Annotated in this window: 12 protein-coding genes and 1 pseudogene; 5 read left to right on the forward strand and 8 right to left on the reverse strand. The window is 44.0% G+C overall.

What is annotated here, in order from left to right:
• The first annotated feature begins 108 nt into the window (after nucleotides 1-108).
• Nucleotides 109-354: a plantaricin C family lantibiotic gene (locus NSU14_RS30355; protein ID WP_042132907.1), complete on the forward strand. Its 246-nt coding sequence runs from the start codon at nucleotides 109-111 to the stop codon at nucleotides 352-354.
• A 119-nt stretch (nucleotides 355-473) separates the two neighbouring features.
• Nucleotides 474-3,617, forward strand: coding sequence for a type 2 lanthipeptide synthetase LanM family protein (locus tag NSU14_RS30360; protein WP_340948271.1), 3,144 nt, complete (start codon nucleotides 474-476; stop codon nucleotides 3,615-3,617).
• Nucleotides 3,618-3,720: 103 nt separating this feature from the next.
• Here NSU14_RS30360 and NSU14_RS30365 read toward each other — a convergent pair whose 3' ends face one another.
• The 5 genes from NSU14_RS30365 to NSU14_RS30385 form a co-directional block, all read right to left on the reverse strand.
• Entirely contained in the window at nucleotides 3,721-4,665 is a 945-nt protein-coding gene (locus tag NSU14_RS30365; RefSeq protein WP_042132904.1) for an ABC transporter permease subunit, read from the reverse strand.
• Nucleotides 4,665-5,582: an ABC transporter ATP-binding protein gene (locus NSU14_RS30370; RefSeq protein WP_336102913.1), complete on the reverse strand. Its 918-nt coding sequence runs from the start codon at nucleotides 5,580-5,582 to the stop codon at nucleotides 4,665-4,667. The genes NSU14_RS30365 and NSU14_RS30370 overlap by 1 nt, the downstream gene beginning before the upstream one ends.
• Nucleotides 5,583-5,911: 329 nt before the next feature.
• Entirely contained in the window at nucleotides 5,912-6,133 is a 222-nt protein-coding gene (locus NSU14_RS30375; RefSeq protein WP_445670102.1) for a helix-turn-helix transcriptional regulator, read from the reverse strand.
• Between the two features lie 150 nt (nucleotides 6,134-6,283).
• Nucleotides 6,284-7,207: a cobalamin-independent methionine synthase II family protein gene (locus NSU14_RS30380; RefSeq protein ID WP_340948273.1), complete on the reverse strand. Its 924-nt coding sequence runs from the start codon at nucleotides 7,205-7,207 to the stop codon at nucleotides 6,284-6,286.
• A gap of 115 nt (nucleotides 7,208-7,322) precedes the next feature.
• Complete coding sequence (locus tag NSU14_RS30385; RefSeq protein WP_340948274.1) at nucleotides 7,323-7,856, reverse strand: hypothetical protein; 534 nt, start codon at nucleotides 7,854-7,856, stop codon at nucleotides 7,323-7,325.
• Between the two features lie 119 nt (nucleotides 7,857-7,975).
• Here NSU14_RS30385 and NSU14_RS36075 point away from each other — a divergent pair.
• A pseudogene (locus tag NSU14_RS36075) lies at nucleotides 7,976-8,197 on the forward strand (DDE-type integrase/transposase/recombinase); the annotation flags it as partial.
• Nucleotides 8,169-8,369 carry an IS3 family transposase gene (locus NSU14_RS36080; protein ID WP_445669771.1) on the forward strand — a complete coding sequence of 67 codons (201 nt, stop codon included), beginning with the start codon at nucleotides 8,169-8,171 and terminating at the stop codon, nucleotides 8,367-8,369. The pseudogene NSU14_RS36075 and the gene NSU14_RS36080, both read left to right, overlap by 29 nt.
• Before the next feature lie 134 nt (nucleotides 8,370-8,503).
• Here the strand turns inward: NSU14_RS36080 and NSU14_RS30390 are convergent, their stop codons facing one another.
• The 3 genes from NSU14_RS30390 to NSU14_RS30400 all read right to left on the reverse strand — a co-directional run bounded on the left by NSU14_RS30390 (nucleotide 8,504) and on the right by NSU14_RS30400 (nucleotide 11,474).
• On the reverse strand, nucleotides 8,504-8,626 hold the full coding sequence (locus NSU14_RS30390) for a hypothetical protein (protein ID WP_256703813.1): 123 nt from the start codon (nucleotides 8,624-8,626) through the stop codon (nucleotides 8,504-8,506).
• 649 nt (nucleotides 8,627-9,275) lie between these two features.
• Nucleotides 9,276-10,292 (reverse strand): S66 family peptidase, encoded by a 1,017-nt coding sequence (locus NSU14_RS30395; RefSeq protein WP_042132899.1) that lies wholly within the window; start codon nucleotides 10,290-10,292, stop codon nucleotides 9,276-9,278.
• A gap of 153 nt (nucleotides 10,293-10,445) precedes the next feature.
• Nucleotides 10,446-11,474, reverse strand: a complete 1,029-nt coding sequence (locus tag NSU14_RS30400; protein ID WP_042132898.1) for an AI-2E family transporter — start codon at nucleotides 11,472-11,474, stop codon at nucleotides 10,446-10,448.
• A gap of 217 nt (nucleotides 11,475-11,691) precedes the next feature.
• On the opposite strand from NSU14_RS30400, the gene NSU14_RS30405 reads away from it, so the two are divergent.
• Nucleotides 11,692-12,531 (forward strand): SDR family oxidoreductase, encoded by an 840-nt coding sequence (locus tag NSU14_RS30405; protein ID WP_336102917.1) that lies wholly within the window; start codon nucleotides 11,692-11,694, stop codon nucleotides 12,529-12,531.
• Nucleotide 12,532 lies beyond the last annotated feature (1 nt).

Genomic DNA, 12,532 nt, shown 5'->3' on the forward strand with positions numbered 1-12,532 from the left:
CAATATGTAAGAATTGGGGTTGACTATCCTTTCCAAAAAATAATATACTATATTTGGAATTCCAAGTCTACCATTATTTTACCATTATTCAAAAAGGAGAGATTTATTATGTTTTTTAGCAAAGAGATGGTATCCGCATGGAAAAACCCGGTGGCAAGAAGAAACCTCGGTGATGTACCTCACCCTTCCGGTGATGTAATGGCAGAACTGAAAGATGAAGACCTTCAGAACTTCGCCGGCGGGTGGGATACAAACACCTTGACCACAAGTACAAGTATCTTTATCAGCCGTGGACTCGGCAACGATGGCTGGGTATGCACATGGAGCAAAGAGTGTATGCCAAGCTGTAATTAATCAGATCGTCTGAAGCTGCGGATGGGCGCCTAATTGCCCATCCGCTTTCTTTTCTTACACTTTTAAACAACTCATTTGCTATTCTTTATAACAAATACTTAATAGGTGTGTGCCAACTCATGACTAATAAATATTTTGTCTATAATGAAAGAAAGCCTGTTGCAGAAACTATCAGTAATGCGGAGATTCAGGAAAAGTCTGCTTATTGGCGGACATTGTTTAATGACGATCAGGACTGGCTTAACAAATCCATTTCAATCTTCACCGGCGACAGTGTGGAATTACTCGCTAAGTCCTCTTTAACCCCCTTTATTGAATGGAATACCGGCAAAGCATATCACTATGATCACTGGATGAATGTAAAAGACCTTTTTTTCGCCACTTATAACCAGCCTCAATCCACGAATGTAATGCATCACAGCTCACTTATTTTTGATGCTCTGCTAACACGCTTCGCTTATGTAGCCGATTCCCAGTTTGCTTCTTATAATGTGTTGCTTCCTGCCTCCGTTAAAGAAAAGACTCTGTATCATTTAAAAGAAACCCTGTTGGAAATATCCTATCAAACCCTAATTCTTGAACTGAACGTATTACGGGTGCATGAGCAACTGGCTGGCGAAACGTCTGAAAAAAGGTATTTAAACTTCAATGACTCTTTCCTTAATGATCGCTCTTATATCCTATCCTTTTTTGAAGAATATCCGGTGCTGCTCCGAATCCTATGTACTAAAACGGCTTATTGGATAAACAACGTCGCGGAATTGTTACAGCGCCTCGGAACAGACGCCGAACAAATCAAAGACTATTTTGGCGTAAGCGGAGAACTTACCGATTTGGATCTTGGTCTTGGAGACTCCCATGACAAAGGGAAAATGGTGGCAATCCTTACTTTTGGAAACAAAAAGGTTGTATACAAACCCCGAAGCCATGAAGTTGATCTCAAGTTCCAGCAAATCCTAAGTTGGATAAATCATAGACAGCCGCTAAAGCAATTAGCCACTAACGCTATACTTAATTGTGGGACCTATGGTTGGTCTAATTTTGTTATGTACCGGGAATGTGACTCATTGGAGCAGTTGAATGACTACTATATTCGGCTGGGTCAACTGCTGGCCATTCTGTATAGTATTGATGCTGTTGACTTTCATCATGAGAATATTATTGCCTGCGGGGATCACCCGGTGCTAATTGACTTGGAATCTCTGTTTCATCAGAGCAAATACATTGAAATCTCTATGGATACTGCTATTGCCAAAGCACGATACATACTGACCCGTTCGGTTAATTCAACCGGAATTCTTCCTTTTAACGCCTATTATGAGAAGAAAGATAGCAATAAGGTGCTCGACTTAAGCGGACTTAGCGGGAAAGAAGCCCAAAAAGCACCGTTTGAGGCATATCAGCTTAAGCAGTCTTTTCGTGATGACATGCATTTGGCCAAGGATTCTTTTGAAATTCAAGAGGCGCTGAATGTGCCAAAGCTGGAGGGTAAGCCTGTTGAAATTGTTGATTATCTAGCTTCCATTATGGACGGCTTCCGGCAGGTGTACCGACTTATTTATCAAGACAGATCCTCCTACATTGCACTTTTAACAATATTTGAGGCTTGTCCTGTGAGAACCATTATCCGGCCGACAGCCGTCTATGCCCTGTTACTTAAACGAAGCTACCATCCTGACTTCCTGCGGGATGCGGTTGACCGGGAAGTATTCATGAGTAGACTAGAGAAGCCTGTGAATGAAAACACGAATGCCGATGTCGTAAAAAGTGAACTGCTTGATCTTTTGGACGGGGATATTCCCTATTTCTTATCCTCTCCTTCCAGCACACACTTGGAATTGACGAATCAAACACTGGTCATGGATTATTTTGAGAAGTCGGCGTTAGACCGAGTAAGAGATAAAATTCATTCCCTGTCAGAAACTGACCTTAGTGAGCAAATTCATGTTATACGTATGTCCATCCTGGCCTCCTTCAATGCAAAGCATCATAAAGATTCACTGGCTTTAAGCAAAGAAACCGGGCACATTGCAGTTGAAGAAGCGAACGGAATCAACATTCTAGATAGCTCAAAGAGAGTTGGTCGATATGTTGTGGAACAATCCATTACTGCCGAAGGCAGTGAGGATATTAGCTGGATTAGCACAATGATTAAAGGTATTGATGAAATTTCCTGGACGATATCTCCTGTCAACCTGGATTTATATAACGGTGTAGCCGGTATTGGCTTCTACCTTAGCTATCTCGGCAAGCTAATTCCTGAGGATAGACAGTTTGAGGATGCTACAGTGCGATGCGTAAATACTGTTATTGATTCACTGCACGAGCTGCAGAAACAAGATATAGATTGGACACCTTATGTAGAATTGGGCGGATTCACTGGAATTACAAGCTATCTATACTTCCTGCAGCACGCATCGGTTAACCAACGGCGTCCCGAATGGTTCCAGGCTGCACTGCAATTTCTACCGCTGATTGGAGAATCGATTGAGAAGGATACTCAATTTGATATTACCGGAGGAGCTGCGGGTGCCTTAATGGTGCTTCTATCCCTTTATGAGCAGCAAAAAGAACAGGAAATCCTTGTGCTTGCGAAGCGATGTGTGCGTCATTTACAGTCTAGTGCAACAGCAATGCCCGTTGGCATCGCCTGGCGCGATCCTTATCACCAGAAGTTCTATACCGGCTTTGCACATGGCTCCTCAGGAATTTTGGCCGCACTCGCCAAATACAATAAACTGATGGAAGATCCTACGGTCCGGCGTACGATTGAGGAAGGCTTGTTATTTGAGAGAAGTATGTACGTAACTGATGAAAAGAATTGGAGATCTATTGGAAGAGATCAGCTTTCCGTTGCCTGGTGCCACGGAGCCCCCGGCATCCTGCTCTCCCGTCACATTTTACGCGAAAGCGGTTATCACGATGCTATGCTGGAATCAGAAATTGAAGCCGGGATTGAGACTACGCTCAGATTAGGTCTGGATAATAATAGATCCTTCTGCCACGGAGATTTTGGGCAGCTTGAGATCCTAAGAAATTTCTCAGACCAATATCCTGCTGTAAAGACAGCAGTATCTGACCTTTCCGGAAGGCTCCTGGAGTATTACAGTAAGTATAGAATGAATGGAGGTGTGTCACGCGGAGTGGAGGCTGTCGGCCTAATGCTTGGATGGAGCGGGGTAGGCTTTGGACTGCTCAAAGAAGCTTTTCCTGGTAAACTGCCGCAGATTCTTCATCTAGCCCCACCCAATGATTTTAACTAGTTCTGATCAGTCAATCTAAGCGCGTCGAGGTACTCAGAATCACTTCTCTGATAACCTCACGCGCTTTTTTCTGCATACCGGCAACGGCTGATAAGGAATACTATTAAACGGTGATATCCCTTTTGGTAAAAGTGAGATAGGAGATTCCCATAAACGCAACAAAGTAGACTATCATGATAATCACTGAAAAAGAAAGGTTCATTCCCTCTATCACTGGCGTGCCATCTAAATATGTAGATAAGTCGTAATTGGTAAAAATCAAATATTTGGTCCAATCATATTTCGTTGCAAAAAATTGCGTCAGCGTAGTTCCAGTGAAATATAGCAGCAAGGAGACACTCACTGAAAGCAACGCATTTCTGAACAACACGGATATAGCAAAGGCTAAGGTTGCCATCATTATAATAGTCAAAAGTGTTGCCAAATACTTTAGACACAGATAGACTGTCATCGACATCTTTATGACCTCGCCATTCTGATAAGCAAGATAATAATTGTTTCCACCTGTTCCCAGCCCCACATACCCCAATAATGATGCAAATATCAGGAATGTCACAAACAACAGGATAATATTTATTACTGTAGATATATATTTCAGCAGAAGGAAACTTCCTCTGCGAATCGGTGAGGTTATTACAAATTTAATAGTTCCTTTTGAATATTCAGCGGAAATGGCATTAGCAGCAAAGACAATAGCCACCAAGGTAATCAGTGTGGTCAATGGTCTTAGTTCGTTGATCAGTGTCAATACGTCATATTTGGTCGAAGGGGCAAGATCCTGATCAAGCCTGTATTGATTCACTATGATTTGTTCGGAGAGGAAACGGTGCATAGGCATGCTTGGCTGAAGAATAGCGATCTGTTTCTGATCTTCCTTGATTTGATTCTCGATCCCGGATCTCCAGTTTGTATTCCCATTTGTAATGTCTGAGCTGCTGAAACCAATTAAAACTGCATATCCTACAGTAATGATGAATAGCATTATGGTGATCAACCATGTGTTACGGTTATTATAAAATCGATATAGTTCATTTCTAAGTAACCGCATCAGCTTACCCCCTTATCACTTTTCAATAATTCAATAAAATCTTCCTCCAGTGTCTTTCTGCCCTGTTTCATATTCAGCACGTCAATATCATGCTGCCTCAACATGTGGATTACACTCATAATTTGTTCTTCAGGTAACAAAAATGCCAGATCATTCGCTCCGTTGTTATTCTCCACTTTATGGCCGGCTTTTATTAACAGCTGTTTAGCTTGTTCTACATGTAACCGCTCGAATGAAAGAGTATAGCGGAACTCATTAATCATTCTGAGATTCTCTTTAATTTCCACTATTTCTCCGTTATTCATAACACCATAGTAGTCACACAACATCTCCACCTCGGATAATAAATGACTGGAGAGAAAGACTGTTTTCCCTTGCTTCTCAGCAAGCTCTCTGAGTATTTTACGTAGATCAATAATACCTTGAGGGTCCAATCCGTTAGTCGGTTCATCCAAAATGACCAGATCAGGATTATGCAGCAGCGAAACCGCCAGACCCAGGCGCTGTTTCATACCTAACGAGTACTTCTTGACCCGTTTGTTCGCACTCTCATTCAATCCAAATGCCTTAAGCTGGCGTACGATGTCTTCCTTGCCCAGCTTTTTACGAAAGGCTGATATATAGCGCAAGTTCTGGAATCCTGTCATTTCTTCGTAAAATGACGGGTTCTCTATCACAGCACCCGTTCTTTCAATAGCATTTTTATAATCAGATTGAATGGAACTGCCCCCGATGCGGACATCACCCGAACTCATCTTCATCATACCCACCATGATCTTGATTAAGGTTGTCTTTCCGGCTCCGTTCGGTCCAAGCAGTCCGAATATTTTCCCTTTCGGAACTGACAAACTAACATTCTTTAGTATATCCTTGCTCCCCATTTTTTTAGAGATTTGATCAATAATTAAAAAGTCCAATTTGTAATCCTCCCAAGACGGATGCTGTATCCGTCATTTAATTCTGTTTCCATAAACCAATCCAGATAAAAAAACCAGTTATGATGGACAATGAAAACAGTATCGTGACCATATTTCTATACTGATCATAACTCAGGTCTACCCAAGAACTAATGAATATGATCAGTGAAAAGCTGCTGCATAAGACAAGAAACATAACTTTAAAAAATTTGTTTAAAATGTAGATTCCCCGCTCATCTCGGATCTTGGAAACACAAATTACGATTCCTATAAATGCCATAAACCCTGCTACTGCAAGGATGGAGTTCATAAGAGAAAGAGAGCTCATTTTAATCCCCCCCTTTATAATCAAACACATCATAGATGCTTTTCTGAAAAACTTCAGCAATGCGGAAAGCCAGCTTTAGGGATGGCATATATTTGTTTTTCTCAATAGAAATTACCGTCTGCCGGCTAACCTGCAGGGCATCTGCCAATTGCTGCTGCGTCCAGCTCCTCTCATTACGCAACTCAATAATATGATTTTTTAGATGAGAATCACCAACTCCCATATTTACCATTCCTTGTTATATATTCTTTTTAATATCATAGTTCCATTTTATTCAAATGTAAAGAGCCCTTTACTTTTTTTTTATAAATACCCTTTTTCCAAAATAAAAAAGCCTATTCTTCCTTATGGATGGAATAGGCCTTTTCATTACCTATACAGACTGGGTCTGCCAATATTGCTTGGCAATCCGCTGTCCTTGATTGATTTTCGCCCATTGCTCATCTTCTGTCAGCTCATTACCACCGTCGCAGGAGGCAAATCCGCATTGATGAGAGAGAAACAGCCGGCCTTTATCAATAATCGTCGCTGCTTCATTCAGCAGTCTGACTACGCGCTCTTCATCATCCAGCGTATTGGTCTTGGAGGACAGCAGGCTAAGTATAATCTCGGTATCCGGGCGATCCTTGAAGACAGCGAGAGCCTCAAGCGAACCCGCACGCTCATCATCCCACTCCAGGAAAAAGCGGTCATACTTCAGCTGCCTCAGAAACAGGTTGGCAATCTTAACGTACGAGCCCCCGCCCATGTTACGGGAATCATAATTCCCGGGGGAGTTCGGGTTATCGTCTGCAAAAAGCCCCCATAGGCAGTCGTCGAACTGAATGATTTTGCCGCCAAGATCAGCGAATCCCCCCACAAATTCCTTATAGGCCTTAACGAGGCCGGCTTTCAGCTCCTGTCTGTTCTTGTAAATGGCATCCTTGCCGCCAATGTTGTCAGACCAGGAGAGCTCTCCAAAAATATGCGACGGTGATGGAACACACAGCTTCGTTTCACGGTCACCGGCATGCTCGTGGAACTCCTTGAATTTTTTTGATAAAATGATTTGTTCTTCCCGCTCAACTCCTTCAAAGCCCCATACAAAATCCAGATGCCACATCAATTTCGAATACTCACCGTCCGTTATTACCGACAGACCGTGCTCAATTTCCTTGTTCACTACATCCTTAATTGCCTCAGCTTCGCAAGTCTCATAACCCGCAAAATCCTCATAAAACGGATAGCTGATACCATCCCGGTGCTCGATCTGCGTTTTATATTTTAACAGTTCCGACGGCCGTAACAGACTGCCCACAGTTTGAAATTTAAAGGAGGGCAAGTATGAAACGATTGTATAAGGCTGAGCTCCGGTTCTCGCGTAGGTTTGGAGTCTGTTTCTCGCGCTCGTAATGTTATCGGGCATAGGGTTGCTACCGGCTTCTAAGGTTCAGGCAGCAGCGACTACTGTATCGTCCATGGCTTATTTCTCGGCGGCAGACGGGCTGGTCATCTCCAAATAAGGTGTAGGACAAGCCAGCTACGGGTTTGTTATGCCAATATTCAATGGCGGTGCAGCAACCTGGAATGATGTATTTTACTTTCTGATGCAATTCTTTTAGCTTTCTATTTCTATCCCCTTCTACCTCCTCTTCAGTCTCCATCCTATTGTAGTATTTTTTTAATAATTCATAAGGTAAATATGAACTTGATTTGGTAATACATTCATCAAGTGATGTCGATATTATATTTCCCTGTAATATTTTCCGAATCGTTACTTCAAGCTCAGAATATACTTCTATTGCTTTCTCTGTTTTTCCTATTGTACTTTTTTGATTCTCAATTAAATATGCCCGGAACTGTTTGTACATCCAAATGGCTACAAGGGATAGTACAATATAAAACATTGCTAACGGCGAGTTTTGAAAGAATGCCTTTATCGCAGATACTAAAAAACTTTCATTCATTTTGATCCCCCTTACATAATTTTCATTTGCGTATCATTACGTATACTGAAATTAGACTGAGTAGTAGACACAGAATATATTGAAAGGAGCGGCCTTAGAAAAGGTTACCTGCTCAGGACAACGTTCTTAACCGCGAGTTTCAAGCTACGAAGCCAGAAGAGAAATGGGTAACTGACATTACCTACATCTGGACGAGAGAAGGCTGGTTGTATCTGGCTAGCGTCATGGATCTGTACTCCCGTAAGATTGTGGGATGGCAAATGGGTGAGCGGATGACGAAAGAGCTCGTAATAAGCGCTCTACAGCAGGCCTATGGCCGAGGACGTCCAGACCCTGCATAGTGTATTCAAAAAGGAATTGATCTACCTAAATCGCTATGAAACTAGGGAACAGTCGAAGCAGAGTATTTTCGAGTACATTGAGTTTTTCTACAATACTCGGCGTATTCATTTCTCCATTGATTACCATACTCCCACGGAGTATGAACAGCTTCATCTATACCAGGCTGCTTAATGATCTGTGTCTACTATCTTGACAGAGGTCCAGACAGTGTTCTATAGTTTCAGAGCACTATTAGTTAAAAATCAACATTTTTTTGAGAATATAAAGAAAAGAAGAGGGGTTACAGCTCCCTCTTCCCTTCAACCTTATTGAAACAGCTTATGAATGAGAGCAATGATTAATTCAGCAGTTACGCTGATCACTACGCCCGTTATTAGTTGCTCCAATAAGCTATTCTTTTTGTTTTTGTTCTTCTTACCTTTTTTCATCCGCTACCTCCAGATAATGAAGGCACGTACCGAAACTAGGCAGAACACGTTTTTGTATTCCCTGCTTTAACAGGTTCTACTTTCTCTTGCGAATTATCGCCTTTTTAACTCTTCTTTTTAGATCGGTCCAATGGGGCGATCTTCTCCTCCGCACATAACGCGGCAATTTAAAATTCCTCCGAACTGCTAAGCTACGAGTACAATGCCCGTAGTAGGGAACAGTTTTCACCGCCCGCTTTATTTTATCCTATATATCCCATATGTTCAACGTATTTCTATTCCTTTTTCATTCTATTATATCTGCCGCATAAAAATAAAGATAAAATACTAAATTCCATAGTTATGAGGAAATAATATCTTATCACATACTCTGTAGTACAAATAAACTCGCAAAAGAGCGTTTATGCACCGTTTCAACCGGAACGTGACCTCCCCTGCTCCTATGGCCCTCATGCTGTAAACACAGGCTCCTGCGAGTTTTTCTCCAAAAAACTTGCCCCTACTTATGGTACGGTTCACCGCGGTAGCTGTGTAAAAGTACTTAACGCTAGCTATAATTATTCTTTAATTTGAAGTATTGGACAGGTTCATTCTCTCCTTGGCGATAATGTATTTCATTACGATTTGCCAAAAAGGAACTCCTCTACAATTACGCCCGGAAATACTGCTTCACAGTCCCTTTACCTGCTCCAGCCAACACCTCCGCAAAAGCCCCGTTCACCAGCGTAAGCTGCGGCGGCAGATGGCCGCAGTCGATATCGTAAATGACCGGCAGCTCCAGCTCCCCGGCCAGCTCCTCATAGACATCTTCCACGGTGTAATTCTCCATAGGACGGTTAGCTGCGCTCCGGCCGAACATCAGGCCGCTGCAATGGTCGAACCAGCCGGCCAGCTTCATCTGCAGCAGGGATCTGCGCAGATCCGTTACCGACAGCTCACAGTTCTCCAGGTACCACAGGATGGGCTCATTCTGGATGTAATGCTGCCGGAAATGCCGCACATCCCCATACGGCGTGCCGATGAGATGCCGGATTACATCAATACAGCCGCCGAGCAGCCGGCCCTGCATAGTTACGTTCTGATTACCTACAGTCTTCCAGTTGGTGATTTCGGTAAGATTGAACACATGGGGTGAAGGCTCACCGCCTCCCCATTCCAGCTGGTACTGCTGTGAGGAATGCTGAAGTACCGGTTCCCCGCTTGCTGTAGACAGCACGGATTCCCACATAGCTGTCACCGGGTCTGTCTCTTTTCCACGTAAATCAATAAAATTGGTGCCGTGAGCAGTGGCAATGCCTGTCCGGAGAGTAACGGCCAGCAGCAGCACACTGATATCAGAGTAACCGAGAATCCATTTGACCTTCATGTGATCGAAATCTACCTGCTCCAGAATCTCGATCAGCAGCTCCCCGCCCCAAGGCGGGATGATGAGCCCGATGCTGTCATCGGCCATCATGGCATTGAATTCAGCCGCACGCACGCTTGCCGGTGCAGACTTGGCCTTATCCTGCGTCCACGCCGTTGCTCCGCATACCACGCCATAACCCTGCTCCTGCAGCCGGCTGCAGGCTAGCTCGAGCAGTTCACGCAGTTCCTCCCCTACTCCCGATGAAGGAGCTGTCACACCTATAACTGCTTCTGCTTCTAATGACGGATATCTGATCATTTTTGCGTATCCTCCTTAATCCTAATAAAAAGTGATACCCAAACCATAAGCAGTTTGAATATCACCTATTATGAATATCTCTTATATGTTTGTGTATGTCATTTATCTATTGGATCGTGTATTTATCGTTGTTCCACCTTATATCCTTATCCCTCAGGTTCCCGGCTTATCACGGCTAATCTCCAGAATATCCAGGAAAAAGACGAAGATCGGAATGCCGAGAATCAGTCCCCATACGCCGATATAATGCTCGGAGAACAGCAGCACGATGAAGGTGTAGAACATTGGAAGGTTCATTTTGGAGGACATCAGCTTAGGGTTGAGGAAGTAGCCTTCCATGACATGCAGCACGGCAATCATAGCCAGTATGTAGATCGTCATCACCAGTCCGCCGGTATTGTAGCCGATGATGCATAGCGGAATAAGCGAAATGACAAAGCCGACCACTGGAATCAGGCTGAGCATGAAGATCATAATGGCGAGCGCAAAGAGATACGGGAAGGGTTCGAAAAAGAAACCCATGATCCATAACCCGACAACCGTGAACAAAGTATTGAACAGCGCAATCAGGATCTGGGCTTCAATGACTTTACCGAAGGAGGCTATGAATTTCCTGCCGAAATACTCAAGCTCTACATAGAACCAGGAGATCTTGCTGTCTCTCAGGCGGGAGGTGAAGCTGACAATTCTGTTCTTCTCCAGGATGAAGACAAGGCTCAGAATCGTTGACAGGACGAACGTAGTTCCCCAGTCACTGATTTTGAACACGTATTCAATGCCTTGATTCAAATAGCTCTGGTAGTTCAATTCCTTAACCATGCTGAATAAATACTGCATAATCTCGTTCTGTGGGATGTCGTCAGAGGTTAGTGTTCCGAGAAACGCGGTTAATTGCTTAATCTGCGAGAAGACCTTGGGCAGATATTTGACAAGGGCCAGTACGATCATAGTGATGAGCGCTAAGTATAAAATAATAATGATTACCTTGCTGTTCACCTTGACATATTTGCCGATTCTTTTGCTCAAAAGCACCTGAAAGCTGTTCATTACATAAGCAATCAGGAACGTAAGCAGCACCAGATTCAGCATGTCTCTAATACTGTACAGCAGCAGTCCAATCAGTGCCAGAATTAAAAAGCGGCGGACTGTTAAATTTGCAAAGTAACGCTTGAATACATCCATTGTTTCCTTGTTCCTCTCCATTCGCAGGCGATTAGGACCTTTAGTTATAGTGTACCGTAACGAAAACAATTATAGCAACTTCGGCAGAGTCAAAAATACGCGAAAAAACAAACTTTATGTCATCTTGCCAGAACATCGGCTGCTTTATGCTATAATGTGTGCGAAATCATGAAGGTAGAAGCAATTTAATTCCAAATCAATGGAGGCTGTATCCCTTATGGGCAAAATCATCTGCATCACCGGAGCATCATCCGGCATCGGCCTGGCGTCCGCGCTGAAGTTTGCACAGGAAGGCTGGACGGTCTACGCCGGCACCCGCCATCTGGAGCGCGATCAGGAATTGTACCGCAATGTGGACAATCTGCAGTTCGTAGAACTGGAGGTTACGCAGCCGGACAGCATTCAGCGGGTTATCGACCAGATTGACCAGGAGCACGGTACGCTGGATGTACTGTTCTGCAATGCCGGGTTCGGCTATCTCCGGGCGCTTGGACAAGCTCCATTCACTGATATCGAGCGCATATTCGATACTAATGTGTACGGGGTTATGCATACGATCCGGGCTGCACTGCCCCTGCTGCGCAAGACCGGCTACGGCCATATTGTGGCTACGTCCAGTGTCGGCGGGCTCATTGGACAACCGATGAACGAGATCTACTGCGCCAGTAAATTCGCGGTGGAGGGACTGCTGGAGAGTCTGGCTACCTATTACAAGCCGCAATTCAATATCGACATTACCCTGCTTGAGCCTGGCGCCATCGCTACAGAATTCAATAAGACCGTCCTTGGGCATGTAGCAGACACCGGCGGCATCCTCGAAGATGAATACAAGCCGATTCTTGATGCCTACACAGGGACCTTCCTGAAAAGGAATGTAGAACCGCAGACTGCAGAGTCCGTAGCAGACGTTATGTGGGATCTGGTCCAGCTGGAGACCAAGCCGCTGCGCCTGCGCACCTCCGAACGGGCCGAAGAATTCGTCTCCCGCAAGGTCAGTACAGACCCTACCGGACTTGACGGTGTACTTCATATTCGAAAAATCCAGCTGGATATGTAAC

Source organism: Paenibacillus sp. FSL R10-2771, assembly GCF_038000205.1.
Taxonomy (GTDB): domain Bacteria; phylum Bacillota; class Bacilli; order Paenibacillales; family Paenibacillaceae; genus Paenibacillus_AQ; species Paenibacillus_AQ phytohabitans.